Origin of the sequence: Finegoldia sp. (genome assembly GCF_046991905.1) — a bacterium.
GTDB lineage: Bacteria > Bacillota > Clostridia > Tissierellales > Peptoniphilaceae > Finegoldia.
This window is the reverse complement of record NZ_JBKWZF010000019.1, coordinates 15,579-37,603: the sequence shown is the minus strand read 5'-3', so window position 1 is coordinate 37,603 and position 22,025 is coordinate 15,579. Positions and strand designations below refer to the sequence as shown.

General features: G+C 31.3%; 19 protein-coding genes. All 19 read left to right on the top strand.

Annotated elements, in window-relative coordinates; translation table 11 throughout:
• Positions 1 to 100: 100 nt before the first annotated feature.
• On the top strand, positions 101 to 1,216 hold the full coding sequence (locus ACLUJM_RS08400; protein ID WP_002835194.1) for a YibE/F family protein: 1,116 nt from the start codon (positions 101 to 103) through the stop codon (positions 1,214 to 1,216).
• Positions 1,216 to 3,555 (top strand): cell wall-binding repeat-containing protein, encoded by a 2,340-nt coding sequence (locus ACLUJM_RS08395; protein WP_412412622.1) that lies wholly within the window; start codon positions 1,216 to 1,218, stop codon positions 3,553 to 3,555. Before ACLUJM_RS08400 ends, ACLUJM_RS08395 begins: the two co-directional genes overlap by 1 nt.
• Positions 3,556 to 3,666: 111 nt before the next feature.
• Positions 3,667 to 4,389 carry a hypothetical protein gene (locus ACLUJM_RS08390; RefSeq protein WP_304069010.1) on the top strand — a complete coding sequence of 241 codons (723 nt, stop codon included), beginning with the start codon at positions 3,667 to 3,669 and terminating at the stop codon, positions 4,387 to 4,389.
• A 108-nt stretch (positions 4,390 to 4,497) separates the two neighbouring features.
• Positions 4,498 to 5,571 (top strand): ABC transporter substrate-binding protein, encoded by a 1,074-nt coding sequence (locus tag ACLUJM_RS08385; protein ID WP_412412621.1) that lies wholly within the window; start codon positions 4,498 to 4,500, stop codon positions 5,569 to 5,571.
• Between the two features lie 77 nt (positions 5,572 to 5,648).
• On the top strand, positions 5,649 to 7,244 hold the full coding sequence (locus ACLUJM_RS08380; protein ID WP_412412620.1) for an ABC transporter permease: 1,596 nt from the start codon (positions 5,649 to 5,651) through the stop codon (positions 7,242 to 7,244).
• Positions 7,241 to 8,173, top strand: coding sequence for an ABC transporter ATP-binding protein (locus ACLUJM_RS08375; protein WP_294684580.1), 933 nt, complete (start codon positions 7,241 to 7,243; stop codon positions 8,171 to 8,173). The genes ACLUJM_RS08380 and ACLUJM_RS08375 overlap by 4 nt, the downstream gene beginning before the upstream one ends.
• Positions 8,174 to 8,230: 57 nt before the next feature.
• Complete coding sequence (locus tag ACLUJM_RS08370) at positions 8,231 to 8,743, top strand: phosphatidylglycerophosphatase A (protein WP_294684583.1); 513 nt, start codon at positions 8,231 to 8,233, stop codon at positions 8,741 to 8,743.
• A gap of 8 nt (positions 8,744 to 8,751) precedes the next feature.
• Entirely contained in the window at positions 8,752 to 9,639 is an 888-nt protein-coding gene (locus ACLUJM_RS08365) for an ABC transporter (RefSeq protein WP_412412619.1), read from the top strand.
• Positions 9,605 to 10,303, top strand: a complete 699-nt coding sequence (locus tag ACLUJM_RS08360) for a hypothetical protein (protein ID WP_294685026.1) — start codon at positions 9,605 to 9,607, stop codon at positions 10,301 to 10,303. The genes ACLUJM_RS08365 and ACLUJM_RS08360 overlap by 35 nt, the downstream gene beginning before the upstream one ends.
• Before the next feature lie 34 nt (positions 10,304 to 10,337).
• Positions 10,338 to 10,817 carry a methylated-DNA--[protein]-cysteine S-methyltransferase gene (locus tag ACLUJM_RS08355; protein WP_294685025.1) on the top strand — a complete coding sequence of 160 codons (480 nt, stop codon included), beginning with the start codon at positions 10,338 to 10,340 and terminating at the stop codon, positions 10,815 to 10,817.
• A gap of 86 nt (positions 10,818 to 10,903) precedes the next feature.
• The gene (locus ACLUJM_RS08350) at positions 10,904 to 12,664 is read left to right on the top strand and encodes a DUF4153 domain-containing protein (RefSeq protein WP_412412618.1); all 1,761 of its coding nucleotides are present in this window, start codon (positions 10,904 to 10,906) and stop codon (positions 12,662 to 12,664) included.
• Between the two features lie 88 nt (positions 12,665 to 12,752).
• Entirely contained in the window at positions 12,753 to 13,769 is a 1,017-nt protein-coding gene (locus tag ACLUJM_RS08345; protein ID WP_294685023.1) for a threonine aldolase family protein, read from the top strand.
• Positions 13,770 to 14,304: 535 nt separating this feature from the next.
• Positions 14,305 to 15,957: a peptide ABC transporter substrate-binding protein gene (locus tag ACLUJM_RS08340; protein ID WP_094225868.1), complete on the top strand. Its 1,653-nt coding sequence runs from the start codon at positions 14,305 to 14,307 to the stop codon at positions 15,955 to 15,957.
• A gap of 72 nt (positions 15,958 to 16,029) precedes the next feature.
• Positions 16,030 to 16,956 (top strand): ABC transporter permease, encoded by a 927-nt coding sequence (locus ACLUJM_RS08335; protein ID WP_094225867.1) that lies wholly within the window; start codon positions 16,030 to 16,032, stop codon positions 16,954 to 16,956.
• A gap of 9 nt (positions 16,957 to 16,965) precedes the next feature.
• Positions 16,966 to 17,883, top strand: coding sequence for an ABC transporter permease (locus ACLUJM_RS08330; protein WP_002835179.1), 918 nt, complete (start codon positions 16,966 to 16,968; stop codon positions 17,881 to 17,883).
• An 11-nt stretch (positions 17,884 to 17,894) separates the two neighbouring features.
• Positions 17,895 to 19,130 carry an ABC transporter ATP-binding protein gene (locus ACLUJM_RS08325; protein WP_094225866.1) on the top strand — a complete coding sequence of 412 codons (1,236 nt, stop codon included), beginning with the start codon at positions 17,895 to 17,897 and terminating at the stop codon, positions 19,128 to 19,130.
• Positions 19,131 to 19,139: 9 nt separating this feature from the next.
• Positions 19,140 to 20,315 carry an ABC transporter ATP-binding protein gene (locus ACLUJM_RS08320; protein ID WP_412412617.1) on the top strand — a complete coding sequence of 392 codons (1,176 nt, stop codon included), beginning with the start codon at positions 19,140 to 19,142 and terminating at the stop codon, positions 20,313 to 20,315.
• Positions 20,316 to 20,478: 163 nt separating this feature from the next.
• On the top strand, positions 20,479 to 21,117 hold the full coding sequence (locus tag ACLUJM_RS08315) for an HAD-IA family hydrolase (protein ID WP_294685019.1): 639 nt from the start codon (positions 20,479 to 20,481) through the stop codon (positions 21,115 to 21,117).
• A 5-nt stretch (positions 21,118 to 21,122) separates the two neighbouring features.
• Positions 21,123 to 21,971: an aminoglycoside 6-adenylyltransferase gene (locus ACLUJM_RS08310; protein WP_294685018.1), complete on the top strand. Its 849-nt coding sequence runs from the start codon at positions 21,123 to 21,125 to the stop codon at positions 21,969 to 21,971.
• Positions 21,972 to 22,025 lie beyond the last annotated feature (54 nt).

Below are 22,025 nucleotides of genomic sequence, written 5' to 3'. Positions count from 1 at the left end.
TGCTTTTTTTAATGTTTTTTTAACAAATTTTTACATTTTATTAACTTTGAAAAACATAAATTTAATATTTTAATCGTACAATGTATTTGGTGATGAAATATTGAAGAAAATTGTTAATGTAATTTTAATCTTGCTATTGATTGGAATTTTCTTTTTGAATAGAAAGCTAGATGTAAATGAAAGCTTGATTAGTTACAAGGGTGTGGAATATCTGAGGGCGAAGGTTGTGGAAGTTGTGGATGAATCGCTAGATTATCCGGACAATTCTAAACCAGTCGGCGTTCAAAAGATTAAAGCTAAGATTTTAAAAACTGGAAAAGTTGTGGAGTTGGATAACGAACTTGTGAACACACACAGCATTAAAGTTCACAAAGGAAGTAATGTTATTCTAATTCAAAATCAAAATTCAGGTTCAACTGATGATTATTACTATTCCGTGTACAACTACGATAGAAGTATAAGAATTTTTGTGATTATAGCATTATTTGTAATATTTTTGGCTGTGATTGCTGGGATAAAAGGCTTCAAAAGTGCGATAGCTTTATTTGTAAGTATTTACATAATTTTATTTTTTGATGTGGCGCTTTTGATGAATGGATACAATAATATTTTGGTTACGATTATAACGGTAATTTTGTGTGCAGTCTATTCTCTAGTGGTGTTGTATGGATACAGTAAAATGACTTTGGTAAATATGATATCGATAGGAACTTCATTTTTGATAGCGGCAATTATGGTCAAAATCATTGGAAAAGTTTTGTATGTTTCTGGACACAATATGGAAAATGTAGAAACTTTGATTTTGGTAGGAAAAACATGGGGACTTAGGATTGAGAACTTATTATTCTCTGCAGTTTCCATAGCATCTCTTGGTGCTTCAATGGATGTTAGTGTGTCGATTTCATCTTCTTTGAAAGAAATTAAATCATTAAATACAGATTTGGATAGCAGGAAGCTTTTTCAAAGCGGAATGAATATAGGTAAAGATATTATTGGAACAATGGTAAACACTTTGGTGTTTGCATTTATAGGGTCTTCTCTAGTGACGATTATGGTTTTGATATCGCATGGAGTAAGTTTTAATCAGCTTGTAAATTCTGATTTCTTTTCAGTAGAAATCACAAAAGGGCTGATAGGTACGGTCGTTGTGATTATAATGGTGCCAGTGACATCATTATTCTCATCAATTATATATAATCTTAAGGGGGAAAATTAATGAACAAAACGGCAAAAGCGTTATTAGCACTGGGTATGGTATTTTCTATAGCTACAACAGCTACATACACAACTACATTTGCTGAAACTAATGTAAAAAATGATGTTAGCACAACAGCAACACAAACTCAAGAAGAATCTCAAATAAGATTTCCAATCTTGACTATAGGTAAAGACCAAAGTGAAAGAAACTTCACTTGGTACAGCAAGAGCAAAGAACAAGGTTATTTGGAAATAGTAGAAGCAAATGATCAAAAAGATTTTTCAAATGCAACGAAAATCAAAGCTGTAACTTCTGACAAGAACACAACATTTGATATCAATGACAAATCAAACGCAAAAGTAAAAATCGAAAAAGATAAGAAAGATCAAGCTTTAAAAGATTTGTATGAACTTAAAGATATGTCAAACTCTCAAGTAAATATCAAAAACTTGAAACCAAACACTAAATACATGTACAGAGTTTACAATGGTAATGGCAAAAAATCTCAAGTATTCGAATTTACAACTCAAGCAAAAGGAGACTTTACATTTGTATTAGCAGGGGACCCTCAAATTGGTGCTGGTAAATTCTATGCAGACAGAGACAAATGGGAAAAAGCATTGGGAACTATCAAGAAACAAGTTCCACAAATGAGTTTCTTGTACAGTTTGGGAGACCAAGTCAACGAATATACATCTAAATCAGAATTAGAATACAGTGGATATATCGAAAGAGAAAACGCAAAAGGAATTACATTTGCAACAATAATTGGTAATCACGATTCACAAGCAAATTCTTATTCACAACACTTTGCACTTCCTAACCTTCAAGCTGAAGGAAAAACAGAAGCAGGTTCCAACTATTATTTCGTGTACAATAATACACTATTCATTCAATTAAATTCTAACAACATGAATACCGCTGAACACAAAGCTACAATTGAAAAAGCAATTGAAATGACAAAAAATCAAAATATCAAATGGAAAGTAGTTGGCTTCCACCACGCTATTTATTCTGCAGCAACTCATGCGAATGACGATGATATCATCAAAAGAAGAGCGGAATATCCAGCATTGATGAAACAATACGGTATTGATTTAATAGTATCCGGTCACGACCACGTTTACACAAGAAGTAGAATGATGAATGGCGGAGTAGCTATTGAAAGCGAAAGAAACTTTACTGACAAATCAAAAGAAGAAGGTAAAGTTCCATCAAAATATGTAAACCCAAAAGGACAATTATATTTAACTGCAAACTCTGCATCAGGTTCAAAACACTATGATTTAGTAGAATTCAAAGACTACATGGCAGTTAGAGACCAACATTACAAACCAAACTTTACAGAAGTTAAAGTGACTGACAAATCAATAGTAGCTACAACTTATGAAACTGATTCATTAAAAGTTGTTGACCAAGTCGAAATCGAGAAATCAACTGCAGATAAAACAAATGAAAATGTTAAAAGAATTTCTGGGGTAGATAGGGAACAAACTGCTATTGAAGTTTCTAAAAAAATGTTCAAAGACGGAACAAATAAAGTAGTATTAGCTAACAAAAACAACTACTCAGACGTTTTGACAGCAGCACCTTTTGCAAAAGCAAACAATGCATCATTGTTATATATATCTTCCAACTCAATCAGTAAGGAAGTTATGAGTGAAATCGCAAGATTAAAAGCAAAAGAAATCACTATTATAGGTGGAGAAAAATCTGTAAATGAAGGATTGAAGAAAGAATTAGAAAAGAGAAACTTCAAAGTAGAAAGACTTTCAGGAACTGACAGATACAAAACTAGTGCACAAATCGCATCTAAACTTATTACAGACAAAACAACAACACTAGAAATCGCTAGTGGTGAAAACTATGCAGATGCATTATCTCTTAACAACGCAGCTGAAAAAGACAAAGCTCCAATACTTTTAGTACGAGTTAACGCAATTGATAAATCAGTTGAAGATGTTATCAAATCATCAAAAGCATCATTAATAAACATTGCTGGTAGAGAAAAATCAGTATCTGAAAATACTAAAGCTAACATTAAAAAAATCTCCAAAGCTACTATCAATAGAATCGGAGGAGCTAATAGATACGAAACAAGTATTCTTCTTGCAAAATACTCTGGAGCAAAAGAAGTTGTAGTAGTAGCAAGTGGGGAAGACTTCGCAGATGCATTAGTTGCAGCACCATTCTCAGCAAAACAAAAAGGAGCAATCCTTCTTACTAACAAAGACAAATTAGGACAAAAAACAGAACAATTCATCAAAGATACTAAATTCAACAAATCTTATGTAATTGGTGGAGAAAAATCAGTATCTGAAGATGTAATTAATCAATTAACAAGTATCATAAAGTAATCCCATAAACTTCTAAATTTTAGGTATCCTCTCAATTTATATTGAGGGGATATTTTTGTTATGAATTTTAAAAATCAGGGTATAAATAAACCAAATAAAGGGGGAGTATGTATGAAAAGATTACATAAATTTTTAAAAGTTTCGGTTGTTTTATTATTTGCGATAATATTTCTAGCATCTTGCGATAAAAGTAAAGACAACAAAAAAAATATCAAATTAACTGAAGAACAACAAAAATGGGTTGGAAATTACTTTGAAGAAGCTTTCAAAGGGATAAAGGCAGGAAAAGATAGAAAGCTAACAGATGACGAGGTAAATCAAATTAAAAAAGTTTTTGTGGAGAAAAGGCCTGGATCAGAATTTGATGAAATTAAAAACATAACTTCGAATTTCTTCAAGGCAGGAAGTTACAACGATCCAAAAGAAATAGATTTGGATAGCTTTATTAATTATTTTCCAAGTAAAGTTTTGGAAGAAAATTCTGATGAATTCAAAACTACTCTTGAAAAGCTGAAAAAACTAGATAATTTTTCTGAATTTGAATTGTCAAGTAAGCTTATGCCATTAGTAGAAATCGACAAGAACCTTGTAGATGCTACGTTGATGAAATATGCAGGGATTGTATCTGACGATGTGAAAAGCAAAGACAAATGTTTGTACTTGAAAGAAAAAAATGCGTATTATACATTTGTAAGCGATGTAAGTATTGGGACTTTTTACCCAACTGAAGGAGAAATTAAGGGAAATAATTTGATATTAAAATGTAACTATGCTACTTTAACACTTGAAAACAAAGATGGCAAGTATTTTGTAAAATCATATATAGAAAAATAATTTTACTGAAATGGCTCCAATAATTAGAAGCCATTATTTATATTTGTAAAATATTTCAAAGTAATATATACTATCTAATGTTAAAAATAATAAAATCATGGAGGGATTATGAAAAACAAATTTTTGAAGATGTTGAGTCTTTCATTAATGTTAATTTTTGCGTTGACTGCTTGTCAATCAAAAGATAATTCAAAAGAAACAACATCAAAAGAATCTACAAAAACTGAAGAAAAAGCAGACGACGCTAAAAAGTTTGAAGGTAAAACTTTGAACGTTGTTGCTACAAGCGACAAATACGTAAAATTATTTGACAAGTTCACTGAAAAAACAGGAGCTAAGGTTGAATTCCTATCTATGTCAAGTGGTGAAGTTTTATCAAGAGCAAAAGCTGAAGGAAAAGCTATGGCTGATGTATGGTTTGGAGGCGGAATCGACGCTTTCATGAAAGCTAAATCAGACGATATGTTAGAAAAATATGAATCTGAAGCTTTGAAACAAATTCCAGACGATTACAAAGACAAAGATGGTTATTGGTTATCAAAAGGAATCACAGTTGTTGGCTTCTTAGCAAATAACGAAGTATTAAAATCTAAAAACTTAGAAGTTCCAAAAACTTGGGATGAATTAGCAGATCCAAAATATAAAGGCGAAGTAATCATGAGCGATCCTTCAATCTCTGGTACAAATTATGCAGCAGTTAAAGGATTATTGGACAAATACGGCGAAGAAAAAGGTTGGGATTATTTATCTAAATTAAATGATAACATCAGTTTCTACGGCAAAAGAGGAAAAGATCCTCAAGAAAAAACAGCAGCTGGGGAATTTGGAATTGGTATTATTTCAGTTGACAAATCAGCGTTTGATACAGCAAAAGACAACAACTTAACTGTTGTATATCCTGAAGATGGTATTCCATGGGTTCCAGAAGGAGTAGCTATTTTCAAAAATTCACCTAACACTGAAGTTGCAAAAGCATTCATCGATTTCATGTTGGAAGATGAATCTTTACAAATGTTAGCAGAAATAGACGGAAAAGATTCTAACCAAATGGTTAAAGACGGAATCAAAGGTCTTGATTTAGGTTTGAAAAAAGAAAACTTAATAAAACAAGATTTGTCTACTTTTGGTGAAAAGAGAGAAGCTATTTTGAATAAATTCTCAGAATTTGTAAAAAGTAAGTAATTTAATAGGGAGAAATTGAAAAATTTCTCCCATTTTACTAGCACCTTAACGGGTGCTTGTTTTATATGGAGTAAATCATGAAAATATTAGATAAATTTATAAAATACATAATTTTCGCACTAATATTCGTGTTTATTGGATTGCCGTTTTTGTACGTATTCAAAGAAGCTTTCACGACGGATGATGGTCACTCAATAGCGTTTATTGTGAATATATTTAAGGAAAACAAAAATCTGTTTGTAAATTCAATTACCGTTGGATTTATTGTATCTGTTTTGACTACGGTTTTTTCTGCAATAATTGGATTGTATTGCTTTTTGAGTGGTAAAATCCATCAAAAAATCATCAGTGCAATTTTATTGGTGACGATGATTTCGCCTCCTTTTGTAACAAGTTTGTCTTACATAAATTTATTCGGTAGAAGAGGGTTCATCACGTACAATTTGTTAAAATTAAACACCAATCCTTATGGAATGACGGGAATTATATTAATGGAAACGTTGGGATTTTTGTCGTTGAGTTGTTTAATGGTTATATCTTATCTTAATAATTTGGATACAGCTTCTATCAATTCAGCAATTGATTTGGGTGCGAATACGAATCATGTAGTAATCGATATTCTGATTCCACAACTAAAAAACACATTGATTTCAGTGTTTTTCCTCACATTTATTCGTTCAATCGCAGATTTTGGAACGCCTGCAATTATAGGTGGTAAGTTTAACGTTCTGGCAAGCGAAGGATACATGGCGGTCATTAGCAAAGGAGATATTAAAACTGCCGCAGTTATCAACATAATGATTTTGATTCCATCTGTTATAATGTTCATTATTTATAATAAATCGATGAGAAAAAATAGAGTAAATTCAAATTCATCGGGAGATTTTATTATCGACAAAAAATCTTTTGTTTATTATTTGTTGTGTGCTATAAGTTTGTTTTTGTTGAGTTGGCTTGTGATTCAATATGCATCAATAATTCTATCGGCATTTACAAAAATGAAAAACAACGTATTAACATTTACTTTTGAAAACTTCAAAAATTCCAAATCCTACATCACAAACACAATTACAAGAAGTATTGTGTACTCTTTGATTAGTGCGTTCTTTGGAAGTATGATAGGGCTTTTGATGGCTTATTACTCGATAATCAAAAAGAGCAAGGTAATTAAAGTTGCTGATTATATTTCAAATTTGCCTTATATTTTGCCGGGGACATTCTTTGGTCTAGGTTATTTGTTGGCATTTAATCACAAACCATTGATGTTGGTTGGAACTAGCGCAATTGTAGTGTTGAATGTTTTGTTCAAGCAAATGCCTTTTTCTACAAAAGTTATGAACAGTCATGTTTTATCAATCAGCGAAGATGAAATCAATTCTGCACAGGATTTGGGTGCTAATTTCATTTATGTATTTAAAGATATCGTGCTTCCCCTAACTAAGAAAGGCTTTACTGTTACATTCATCAATGCGTTCACTGCGACAATGACGACAATTGGTTCGATTATTTTCTTGGTTTATCCAGGACAAAAAGTTTTAACACTTGTTATGTTTGATGTTATAAACAGTGGCAATTACAATATAGGTTCAGTGATTGCGTTAATAATAATTTTGATTTGTCTTGTTGTAAACGGTGGATATTATTTGTTAACAAAAATAGGAGATAAAAAATGATTTTGAGTGTTAAAAACCTTACTAAAATTTACGAAGATAAAACAGTAGTCGATAATGTGGAATTTGATTTGGAAAAAGGGAAAATGCTGTGTATTTTGGGACCTTCTGGTTGCGGCAAAAGCACGATACTAAACATGATTGGTGGTTTTGTGAAGCCAAATTCCGGACAAATTATTCTAGATGGAGAAGACATCACAAATCTTACTGCTGAAAAAAGAGATATAACAACTGTATTTCAATCATACGGACTTTTCTACCACATGAATGTGTTCAAAAATGTCGCTTATGGTTTGAAATTCAAAAACATGGACAAATCTAGTATTGAGAAAAAGGTCAACGAAATGATAGATTTGGTAGGCTTAAAAGGTCATGAGAAAAAAATGATTGATGAATTATCTGGCGGTCAAAGACAAAGAGTTGCCCTTGCAAGGTCATTGGTTTTGAGTCCGAAACTTTTATTATTGGACGAGCCTTTGAGTAACTTGGACCAAAAATTGAGAGTTAGCATGAGAATTCTTATAAAAAATATCCAAAAAAATTTGGGAACTACGATGATTTTTGTAACTCATGATCAAAATGAAGCTTTTGAATTGGCTGATGATATTATTTTGATGAATAAAGGAAAAATCGAACAGCATTCTTATCCTAGAGATATTTACAAAAATCCAAAAAATAATTTCGTGTTGAATTTCATTGGGGAAAAAAATATTTTCGAAGGATATTATGTTAGACCAGAAGATGTAAAATTTTCAGATGAAGGTGAGGACGGGGTTATAAAAGACATTGTATTCCAAGGTTCCACTATTAAAGTTGTCATAAAATTGGAAGACAAAACTATTGATTCTTATATTTTGAACAATGATTTTAAAAATAAAATAGGCGATAAGGTAAAAGTGATTTATTCTAAAAGAAAATTGCCTACAAATTAGTGTAAAACGCTTGAAATTTGGGTAAAATATAGTATAGGGAAAAATAAAGGAGGCAACATGGGTAGAAAAAAAGTTTCGGAATATCCTTATACTATTCAAGAATTAAAAGAGATTACAATTCGCCAATTACAAGAAAGAGGCGTTGAGATAGAAGCAATTGCAAAAATAGTCTTCACTTTACAAGAAAAATACTATCCTAATTTGACAATGGAGTTATGCATTGAAAATGTGGAGAAAGTTTTGGAAAAAAGAGAAGTGCTACAATGCGTTTTAACTGGAATTGCAATTGATAAAGCTTGTGATAAGAAACTGTTTGATGATCCAATTCAAAAAATTATTGAATCTGATGAGAGCCTTTATGGCATTGACGAAGTGTTGGCTTTGTCGATTATAAACGTTTATGGGTCAATAGGTTTCACTAATTTTGGGTATTTGGATAAAGAAAAAATAGGAATTATAAAAGAGTTAGACGTAGAAAAAACAGATTGCGTCAACACTTTTTTGGACGATATTGTAGCAGCAATCGCTGCAGCTGCAGCAAGTAGACTATCTCATTCGAGATTTAAATAGGAGATTTTATGTATACGATAGATAACATAAACAAAAAAAGAAGATTCAAAAAAATTGACTTGGATTGTAGCCTTGAAATAGAAGAAGGTTACATATATTTGTTTACAGGTCACGACAAAAATATTGATGAATTGTTTGATATTTTAGGATCTTTTACAACTAAATACAATGGGGAGTTTTTGTATGGTTTCGAAGACAAAGAAAATGTACTTAAGACTCCAAAACTAACAAATGAAGTAGAATTTTCAACATTTTTACAAGATTACAACTCATCAATGAAAGTGAAAAAGTATCTTAAATTAAAAAAGAAGTTGAATCCTTATTTTGATGAACAATTTGTAGATTCTGTACTTAAAGGTTTTGCAATTGACGAGTTTGCAAGGTTAGAAGATTTGAAGGAAGATTACTGCAATATTGTGTTGATGACGGCTGCTTTGGCTACAAACAAAAAGATAGTAATTCTTAAAAACTTTGAAATAGCCGATAGGAAGCTTTCATTGGAATTTATTGACATTATGAAAAAACGACAAGAATTAATCAGAAATACGGTTTTGATTTCATCGCCAATAGTAGAGGAAGTGTTCTTCGATTATTTGATTTTAATGCAAGATGGTAGAATTAAATTCAAAGACTCCAAGCACAATATACTGACAAATGCTAAGGTGATTCGTGGACCAAAAGAAATCATATCGGCGATGAATTACAAGAGAATATTGACTAGAACTTCTGATGGACTTGAAGATGAAATAAAAATGTTTGATAGCATCAACGAAGATGAACGCCTTTTACTTGAAAATAACGGATGTATAGTAAAACAATTACCGTTAGACGAACTAATTACAATGATTGAGGAGGGAAATTATGAAAAGACTGTTAAGACAGAAGCTATCGGCTAGTATATCTTATTTATTTTACACTCTTCTCGTGTCTGTTGTAATATTGGCTATAATAGGAGGACTTTCTTATTTTAAAATTTGGAAATTCGATTTTAGCAAGTTACCATTGTTCACTTACGTTGTGGCAATGTTTTTGTTAAACACATTCTACTTTTTATTAATAGCAAGTAAGGATTATTTTCAAGATTTTGGAATGAATATCGAATCATCATACCACAGAAAACAAATCAAGAAAGCTACTATATTTGAAAGAATTTTCAATGTGGCGTTAGTTTTTGGTGTGATAATTGGAATAATTTATTTGACAAGGATAATGTCGGGATTATTGCATGCTAGACAGATAGAAACATATTACGACAAGATTGGAATCTACACAAAAGGATCTTTATTATCATATATGCCTATAGTTTTTGTGATTTCATCATTGTGTAGCTTAGCATTCACGTCCTTAATATTTTTAGCTTACAAATTTGGAGCTGTGAAAATATTTATTTTATTTACAGCTATTGTAGTCGCTGTAAATGTATTTTTCTCAAAATATTTGATATCAGCATTCAAAATATTTAGCGGATTTGATATGTATATATATTTGGGAGCGGGGGTAATATCACTTATATTATCGATATTATTCACCAACTTCATAAAAGGTTTAGATGTAAAATAAAGGAGACAGCTCGGAGCAATCCGAGTTTTTTTGTATGAGAAAAATTTATAAATCGAAAATAGGAAACATTCTCTTAGAGAGTGACGGAGAAAATATCATAAGATGTGAGTTTGTAGATGATTTTGTAAAATATGAAGATGATGATGAAATTATTCAAAAGTGCGTAAAGTATTTGAATGATTATTTTGATGGCATAAATGCAGGAAAGTTCCAACATATTAAAATTGAAAAATTAGATTATACCAGTAAAATACTAAGATTGGTATGTGATATTTCTTATGGGAAAACTAAAACATACTCGAACATCAAAGAAGAATACGAAAAAATGTACGGCAAGAAAACTTCTGCAAGAGCAGTGGGAAGAGCAGTGGGTTCTAATGATTTGATGATTTTAGTTCCATGCCACAGAGTCGTCGGGAAAAATAATAAGCTTACAGGATATAAATTTGGAATAGAAAAGAAAAAGTATTTGTTGGATTTGGAAAAAAATCATAAATTAGTTGGAAATATTTAACCAATGTTTACGAAATTGCAACAAATGTTTTTAAGCGATTTTCTGAGTGCTCATAGTGATATAATAAAGAAAAGTGGGAGGGTATTATGAGGTTAGAAAATTTTAAATCAAAACTTAAAAACTTACACAATACTACAAAATTATATCCAATGGTATTGTTAGCTATACTTGTTGCTGGAATTTTTGCGATTATGGGTATTTGGAATATTGAATTTGGGCCCATTAATAACACATCAATTGCAGATTTGGTGATTTGTTCGCTATACTTTGCGATGAGTTATATGATTGTAAAGCTAATTATCACTGACAAGAACATACAGGTTACCAAGAGTAGGAAGGTTTTGGTATATACAATAGTTTCTTTAATAATGGGATTATTGTGTTTTTTCCTTATTATAAAAGCTGATAAATCGTTTTATCTGAAAAATCAAATTACACAAATTGGATTATTTATGACTTTTTTTATAGGAATGTTTGTAGCTGGACATTTTAATAAAGGAGTTGACTATGCAGATTATGCAGTTAAAATTGTTCTATCAATTATAGAATCTATGATATATTGTGTAACTATATTTATTGGAATTGTGGCCATACTATTCACAGTTAAAGAATTATTTAAGCTTCAATTTGACTTGGGAAATCTGATGGCAACATTTGCTGTAATTATATTTCTTATTTTAAATGCGAGCATAATATTATCGAAATTTCCATTGAAATATTGTGAAGAAAATCTAAAAATAAAATGGACTTTACCATTTAAATTCTTGCATACAAGGATAATTGTGCCTATATTTATGATTTATGGTTCAATTTTACTTTTTTACATTATCAAAGTAGTAGTCTTAAAGATATTACCTAACAATATAATCACAAATCTAGTTTTGTGGTATGGATTGCTTTCTATTGTGGTTTTATTTATATCAAAAACATTAGAAGATAAACTAGTTAATGTTTATAAAATAGTTCAACCCATAATATTGTTGATATTATCGGTAATAATGTTCTACTCCATAGGTATTAGAATATCTTACTATGGAATCACAGAAGGAAGATATTTCGTAGTAATGGGCGGGGTTTTTATTGTTATTTCTATGATTTTCTATTTGTTTTTTAACAAAAAAACATATATAACGATCCCGACTGTATTGTTGATATTAACAGTTATTTCTTCGGTTGGACCTGTATCAGCTTATAATATTAGCAAAATCGATCAAAAATCAAAATTAGAAAAAATGTTAGTAGAAGAAAACTTGCTACAAAATGGGAAAATTCATCCACAAAAAAATGTAAATCCAGCAAAAATCAAAGAAATCAAAGAAAAACTAGACTATTTCGATCGCAAACATAATATGAAAGAGTTGGCTTTTGTGGACGATAAATTCACGACTTCAAAAGACAATATGACTAGGGTTTTCGGCTTTAGAGGTGATGAATTCGAATCTTTATATGGTCAAAATAGATTTTATGAAAATAATAAGATGGAGATTGATACTACTGGTTACAACAAGCTTTTGGGAAATATTGTATTCGAATACGATTCTAAAACTCGTACCGTAGAAAATATCGGAAATCCGGATGTTACATTTTCTATAAAATCAAATAATATTGTTATAACATACAAAAATCAACCTATAGGGAAAGTAAATATTGAATCATTTAATACTCAATTAGAAGAATTGTGGAATGAACAAGGACCTGAGATTAACACTGAAAATAAAGAATCAATAATAAAAGAAGAAGGTGCAATTAGCAATATTAAATACAAAACAATTCTCGAAAGAGCAGATTTATTTTATGATAGTGGACAAAAAACTACGTTTTACATCAAATGTCTATACACAAAATAAATGAATATTATTCTTTACAAAAATTTATCAAGTGTTATAATAAATCTGTATTTTAACAAATTAATTATTTTCAATTGAGGAGAAAATTATGTATAATTTTAACTGCGACTATTTAGAAGGAGTTCATCCAAATATAATAAAAGCTCTTGAAGAGACCAATATGGTGCAACAACAAGGATATTGCAACGATGAATATACACATCAAGCAAAAGAAATCATTAGAAAAAAAATTTCGGATCAAGACATTTACTTTTTACATGGATCTACAGCTTGCAACAAGCTGGTAATCAAAACATCGCTAAGACCATTTGAAAGCATTATTGCTTGCGATAATGCCCATATTAACACATTAGAAACTGGAGCTATTGAAGACATTGGACACAAAATTGAAATTGTAGAAGATGAAGACGGACTTTTGATTCCAGAAGTAATCGACAAATTTGTCTCGGAAAGAATGAATGATCCAGCTTATTTTCATAAACCAATTCCCAAAATGGTTTACATAACCAATTCATCAGAATCGGGAACAATATATACAAAGCAAAGACTTATGGAAATTAGAAAAGTTTGCGACAAACATGGTTTGTATTTGTTCATGGATGGAGCAAGGCTTGCCTATGCATTAGCTGCAAAAAACAATGATTTAACATTAAAAGAAATATGCGATACTGTCGATGTTACTTATGTAGGGGGAACAAAATGTGGTGCGATGTTTGGAGAAGCGTTGATATTAAACAACGATGATTTCAAACTTCATTTTAAAAACTACATCAAAGGTTCTGGAATGTTGTTTGCAAAATCTAGATTTTTGGGAATTCAATTCAGAGAACTATTTACTGATGATTTGATTTTTAAATTAGCAGAAAAAGCGGATGAACAAGCAGATAGAATTAGACATAGATTAAAAGAACAAAATTACGTTTTAGCAACTCAATCTACAACTAATACGATATTTGTAAATATGGATTATGAAAGATATCACAGATTAAAACACAAATATAATTTCTGTGAAAATTACAAGACAGATGATTATATCAATGTAAGAATTTGTACATCGTGGTCAACTGAAGATCATATGGTAGATGAATTAATAAAAGATTTATAAATTTAGCGACCGTCAGTGGTCGCTTTTTTCTTGTAAAAATAGTAAAATAAAAAAATATTACAAAAAAGTTACAATGATTTATAAGAAATTACTAAATACTTTTAGAAAATAAATTCCTAAAATATCTCATTTTTTATCTGTTTGAATACACTTATAAAAAAATACCATAAAAAACACAAAACAACACAAAAAAATGTAAAAATATTTCACTCACAAAACCTATGATAATAAGTATCAAATAATAAAATAATAGAAATAATATTTCAATAAAACAGCGATTATTACAAAAAATATACAATAATGCTAAGGAATATTTAAACAAATAATTTTTGAGAAAAACAGAACAAGACAATAAAATAACGATATAATATTAAAATATTTTGAAAAAACGTTGTTTATGTTATCATTTTCATGAATTCATGTTATAATGAAATTACGAAAAACGTGAAGACTAGAACTTATATATTTTCAAATATGTATTCACGATTAATTCGGATTTTCTCATATGATTAAAATATTTAAGGAGGAATTGTAAATGAGAAACAAGAAAAGGTTTGTTGCCTTGATGTTAGCCGGCCTTATGGTTGCTGGTACAGCATGTGGAAATGGAGGCTCAAAAGGTGGAGAAAAGGGAGAAAACACAGTATATAATACTTTCGTAGCGGCTGATCCTGATTCTATCGACGCTCAAAAAGGTAGCGACGGTTACGGTAATACTATCGTTAATAACGTATATGAACCACTTATCAGATTAGTTCAAAACGAAGATTTAACATTGAAACCAGAAGCAGCAGCAGCTAAAGAATGGAAAGTATCTGAAGATGCTATGACTTACACATTCACATTACGTGATGGTTTAAAATGGGAAGACGGTCAACCACTAACAGCAAAAGACTTTGAATATGGTATTAAAAGAACTGTAGATCCTAAGACAGGTTCTGGTTCATCATTCTTGTTAGCTGATATACTTAATTTCCAAGAAGTTAACGGAGGAAAAGCTCCATTAGATAAATTAGGAGTTAAAGCTCTTGATGATAAAACATTGGAAATCAAATTAAGCGCTCCAGCACAATATTTCATTAACATCGTACCTTTCAGAGTATGTTTCCCACAAAGAAAAGACATAGTTGAAAAAAACGGTGAACAATTTGGTTCTGAAGCTAATACAATCGTAGGTTGCGGACCTTTCAAATTAACTGAATGGAGTCACAACTCTAAGTTAGTTCTTGAAAAGAACAAAGACTACTGGAACAAAGACAAAGTTAAATTAGAAAAAGTAAACATTAGAGTATTAACTGATGAAAACACTAGAATGAATGCTTTCCAATCTGGGGAAATCATGAGTGTAGGTACTAACAAACCAGAATGGACATCTAAGTTTGATAAGAGAGAAGGAACTAAGACTCAAAAAGTGGACCTTCCAGCAGTAGATTACTTCGCAGTTAACCACCAAGATAAGTTATTTAAGAACAAAAAAGTTAGACAAGCATTCAACATCGCTTTAGACAGAGAAGGCTTCAACAAAACAGTTCTTAAAGGAAAATCAGAACCAGCTTATTTCTGGGTTCCAAAAGCTATTACAATTAACGAATTGAAATACAGAGAAATGGCAGGTAACCCTGTTAAAGAAATGGCTGACAAATTAGGCGATCCAAAAGCTTTATTATCTGAAGGTCTTAAAGAATTAGGAATGGATCCAGATCCATCTAAATTAGAAGTAAGCTTAATTATGACTAACTCACCAGAATTAAAGAAATCCGGTGAATATTTCCAACAAAACTTCCAAAACAAACTTGGTGTTAAGGTTAAATTGGAAATGATGGAATGGGCTATCCTTTCTGGTAAAATCAACAAAGGTAATTATCAAATGGGATATTTAGCATGGACTGCTGACTACAACCACCCATCAGCAATGATGTCTCTATTCACTTCAAGTGCTAACGCAGTTAGAACTGGATGGAAGAGCGAAGAATACGATAAATTAATCAGAGATGCTGCCAAAGAAAAAGACGAAAAGAAACAAGTAGAATTGTATAAGAAAGCTGAACAAATCATAGCTGATGAAACAGTTATTATCCCAATCATTTCTGGTACTACTAATATTTACTACCAAGACTATGTAAAACATATTAACTTAAACCAATTCTCAACAGCAGGATACAAAGACACTTATTTAGAAAAAAAATAAAATAACTAGTAGCAAATGGCAGGCTGTTACAAATTATTTGTAACAGCCTACTAATTGTATATAGGAGGACTCATGTTAAAATATCTTATAAAGAGAATCTTGTATATGTTGCTTACATTGTTTGTAATTACAACAGCAACATTCTTCTTGATGCATAACATTCAAGGGGATCCATTGTCTGCTATGGGTAAAACTCTTCCAGAGCAAACAATCAAAAATTACAAAGCTAGATACGGTTTAGATAAACCGGTATCAACACAATATGCAATATTTTTAAAAAATGCATTACATGGAGATTTAGGTGCTTCATACAAATATCCAGGTAGAGAAGTAAAAGCTACAATCGCCCAAACTGCTCCAGTATCTGGAAGAATTGGTGGACAAGCCATGGTCATTGGTATTACTATTGGTATCATTTTTGGTATTCTTGCGGCCTTAAACAGGGGTAAAGTGCCAGATTATATAATCAGTGTATTGGCTATTTTGGGTATTACGATACCTGTATTTATTTTGGGGGCTCTTTTACAATACGCATTCGCAGTAAAACTAAACTGGTTTCCAACATCAGGATATGGAGACGAAGTTAAGTATACAATTTTGCCTTCAATAGCATTATGCTTTGGCTCAATAGCTACTTATGCTAGATACATGAGAAGTAATGTATTGGAAGTTTTAAATGAAGACTACATACTTACTGCAAAAGCGAAAGGTGTATCAGGCTTCAATGTAATTAGAAAACACGTATTCAGAAATGCTATACTTCCTATCATCACAATCATAGCACCACAAATCGTTGGTATTTTTACAGGATCTTTCATTATTGAAAGTATGTATTCTATACCAGGATTAGGAAGCTACTTTGTAAACTCTATAACTGCCAGAGATTATCCTATGATTATAGGTACAACAATTTTCTATGCATTCTTGTTCTTAATCTCTCAATTAGTTGTAGATATCTTATACGGAATAGCAGATCCAAGAATTAAAATAGTAGATTAGGGGATTAGTATGGAAAAAATAGATCAAAGCAAATTTCAAAGACTAACAGATGACGATAGAACATCTGAGTTTATAGCAAGACCTGTAGTAACATACTGGTCTGACGCTTGGAGAAGATTTAAAGAAAACAAGGCAGCTTTAGTTGCATTTATTATATTAGTATTTTTAATTGTAATGGTTATCATCGGACCAATGCTAACAGGATACTCTCACGAACAATTAGTTGGAGATATTAACTTATCACCAAGTTCAAAATTCTGGTTCGGTACTGACGAACTTGGAAGAGATATCTTCACAAGAATTTGGAGAGGTGGTAGAATTTCCATCATAATAGGTCTTGCAGGTGCTATTATTGGTACTGTTATAGGTTCTATTTATGGTGCAGCTTCTGCATTCTTTGGTGGAAGAGTTGACACAATAATGATGAGAATTGTAGAGATTTTGATTTCTATTCCTTATCTATTATTAGTAATTATTTTAAGATTAGCATTAAACTCAAATGGTGTAGGTACACTTATCTTAGCCATGACTATCACTGGATGGTGTGGTCTTGCCAGACTTGTAAGAGGTCAAATTCTTTCATTAAAAGAACAAGATTATATCATGGCAGCTCGTGTATTGGGAGTAAGCAACAAAGACATCATTATCAAACACCTTATTCCAAATACTTTGAACGTAATACTTGTATCAATTTCATTTGATATTCCAGGATATATATTCGGTGAAGCTTTCTTAAGTTACTTAGGACTTGGTGTACAACCTCCAGAAACTTCTTGGGGTTTAATGTGTTCACAAGCTCAACAAGTATTCCAATTTTATCCTTATCAATTGTTTTTCCCAGCTCTAATGATCGGGTTAACAATGCTTTCATTTACTTTGTTAGGTGATGGTTTGAGAGACGCACTTGACCCTAACCTTAGACAGTAGGAGGAAAAAACATGAGCAAGAATAAATACAAAGATGTAGACGAATTAAAGAAAGAACAAAATCTTTCAGAAGAAACTTTGGTTCAAGAAACTGTAGTTAATGAAAATAACGAAGTTGAAACTACAACTAAGTTTGTTTCTTCTGAAGTTGTAGAAGATAGAGTTAACGAAGAAAATAATATGAGCGAAAAACAAAATTTATCAGAAGAAATTACTAGAACTGCTAGAGTAGCTAAAGATTACACTAACAGACCAAAAGTAATAGAAGTAGATAACTTAAATGTATCTTTCAATACTTATGCCGGTGAAGTAAAGGCTGTAAGAGGAGTAACATTTGATATCTATGATGGAGAAGCTTTAGCATTAGTAGGTGAATCTGGATGTGGTAAAACAGTTGTAAGTAAATCAATACTTCAAATTTTACCTCAATCAGCTGAAATAAAAGAACCATCTTCAATTAAATATATGGATGAACAAGTTCTTAAAATGGACAAGAAGAGATTGAGACAATACAAGGGTTCAGATGTATCCATGATATTCCAAGACCCTATGACTTCTCTTAACCCTACTATGAAAATAGGAAAACAAATAACAGAATCTCTTTTGTTACACACTGATTTATCAAAAGACGAAGCTAAAAAAGAAGCTATTAAATTATTAAAGACTGTAAACATTCCTAACGCTGAAGAACGTGTTAAACAATATCCACACGAATTATCTGGTGGTATGAGACAAAGAGTTATGATTGCCATAGCATTGGCATGTAACCCAAATGTTATCTTGGCTGACGAACCTACTACAGCACTTGACGTTACAATTCAAGCACAAATCTTGGATTTGATGAGAGAATTGAGAGATACTAAAAATACTTCTATAGTATTGGTAACTCACGATTTAGGTGTAGTAGCAGACTTTGCTGATAGAATTCAAGTAATGTATGCCGGTGAAATCATGGAAACTGGTACAGTACAAGAAATATTTAAAGATGCACATCACCCATACACATGGGCATTATTGATGAGTGTTCCTAGACTAGATTCATCAAAAGATAATGAATTGTATTCATTAGGTGGAACTCCACCAGACTTATTGATGGAAATTCCAGGATGTCCATTTGCAGCAAGATGTGATTATGCTATGCAAATTTGTAGAGAAAAGAAACCACCTGAAACAAGATATTCAGAACATCATGTTTGCAGATGTTGGTTAACACATGAACAAGCACCAAAAGTTGAAAGGCCTTATTAGGAGTGAATTATGTCAGAAACTAAAGTTAAAGAAGAAAAAAACATAGATTATTCAAACAGAGAAGTGCTTGTTGAATTAGATAACTTGGATAAGTTTTTCAAAGTTGGTAAAAACAAGACTTTAAAAGCTGTTGAAAATGTAAACTTAAAAATATATAAAGGGGAAACTTTCGGACTTGTAGGAGAATCTGGATGTGGTAAAACTACATGTGGAAGAACGGTTATTAACTTATACGAACCTACAAATGGGAAAGTATTATATGAAGGAAAAGATACTTCAAAATTGAGCAGTAAAGAAAAACACTCTTTCAAGAAAAAAGCTCAAATGATTTTTCAAGACCCATACTCATCACTAGATTCTAAGATGACTATTGGTGATATCATTGGAGAAGGTATCAGAGTTCATTTCCCTGAAATGAAAGAAAAAGACATTCAAAATAGAATTACAGAATTGTTAAAAACTGTAGGACTTAACGCTGAACACGGAGCTAGATTTCCACACGAATTATCTGGTGGTCAAAGACAAAGAATTGGTATTGCGAGAGCTTTAGCAGTTGAACCAGAATTTATCGTATGTGACGAACCTATCTCAGCCCTTGATGTAAGTATTCAAGCTCAAGTAGTTAACTTACTTATTGAATTACAAAGAGAAAAGAAATTAACTTATTTGTTTATTTCTCACGATTTATCAATGGTAAAACACATTTCAGATAGAATAGGCGTAATGTATTTAGGTAGTATGGTAGAAGTATCTTCAAACACAAAGATTTATCATCAACCACTTCATCCTTACACTAAAGCATTGATTTCTGCAATTCCTATTCCAGATCCTGATGTATCAAGCGAAGGACGTGTTAAATTACAAGGTGAAATTCCTTCACCAATTAACGCACCAGAAGGATGTAAATTCTGTACAAGATGTAACTACGCAATGGAAATCTGTAAAACTGATAGACCAGTTCTACAAGAAATTGCTGACAAACACTTTGTAGCATGCCACTTATTCGATAAAGGATTAGAAGAAGGTATAAGAGCTATGAAGGAACAAGATGCTAAGCTTAAACGCTCACCACAATTAGCAGTTGATGAAAATGTTGAAGAAACAACAGCTGAACAAGAAATTGGCAAGAGATTAGATGATGAAGTACAAGCTAGAAACATCGATTCAACAGGAATGACAAAATAAATCATATTCCCCGCCATGTGCGGGGTTTTGTTTTGTCTAAATTTAATAAAAAATAGACTTCAAACAAAATCCTTAATTTGTGATAGAATAATTTGTAGTGTAAATTTTATTTAAATTTACTCGACATTAATTTGCTATGATATAATAAACTGAGAGGAAAATTATGATTAAGAATATATTATTCGATCTTGATGGCACTATAACTAATTCTTATGAAGGAATAGTCAATGCTGTCAAGTTCAGTTTGGATAAAATAAATTTTAAATACGATGAAACAAAGCTCATATCATTTATTGGGCCACCTTTGAAAGACAGTTACATGGAGTTGGGTTTTAGTGAAACAGAATCCAAAGCTAGAATTGAAGATTTTAGAGATTATTATTTCAAAAAAGGTATGAAAGAAATGCACTTGTATGATGGAATAGAAGATACAATTAAAAATCTTCATGATAAAGGATACAAAATCTACTTGGCGACAAGTAAAGTGGAATCTTCAGCTAAGAAAATTCTTTCGGATAATCATTTATTGAAGTATTTTTCTTATGTTGCTGGTGCTACTATGGATCAATCCAGAGTTGAAAAAGAGGATGTTATAGCTTATTTATTGGATAAGACTGGAATAAAGCCTGAAGAATCTATAATGGTTGGTGACAGACATCACGATATTGAAGGTGCTAAGATGAATAATATCAGGGCAATAGCAGCTGAATATGGATTTGGGAATAAAGAAGAATACGAAAACTCCGTATTTGTTGCACAAAAACCAACTGATATATACGATTATGTGATTAATAATAGGTGATTGAAATGGTAAATAATATAAAAAATAAAGTTATTTCTTTTTCAAATGAAAATGAAGAAGTTAGAAGTCTTATAGAAACAGGAAGAAGGCTCAATCCTTCTATTGAGAAAGACGAAAACACTGATTATCACTTTGTTTTCGGAGTTACTGACTTTGAAAAGTTTAAGGATTCGCATTTCATTGATAATTTGTTCGGTGATGTTTTAATGTTGGAAAAATCCGATAAGTTGACATACACTAATAAAATAAATCCTCACAACATAAGTTATACTATTGTGCTTAACGATATTTCTAAAATAAGAATATTTTTCATAAAAGAAAATACTATGCAATCGTATATTAACGAGGATAGTCAATCGGAAATTTTAGTAGACAAAGACCAAGTTTTGGTTGGAAATAGTACCAAATCAGATGTGTGTTTCAGACAATTAAAGCCGACAAGACACGAATTCGAATCTTTGGTAAATCAAATGTTCATTAACTCATTGAACGTGGCAAAGGGTTTGTATAGAAAAGAAGAAATATACGCTATTCAAATGTTTTATCATGTTAGAGAAAACGTGGATAAAATGACGGGTTTCTACATTGGTAGTAATTATGATTTTAATGTTAACATTGGATATAATTATGAATACATCAAAACATACCTTCAAAAAGAACACTATGAAAGGTATTTGCAAACATATCCACTACCTGAAATAGAAAATTTGTGGAATACACTATTCAAATCTTGTGATCTTTTTAGGAAACAAGGACTACATGTCGCAGAACTTTTGGGATATGAATACCCTAAGAGAGTTGACCGCGATATCATGCAAAAAATCAGAGATATTTGGCAAAGATCATATAACTAAAAAACTGGCGTAATGACAAAACCCCTCCATCCGTATTCCGGATTTTGGGGTTCA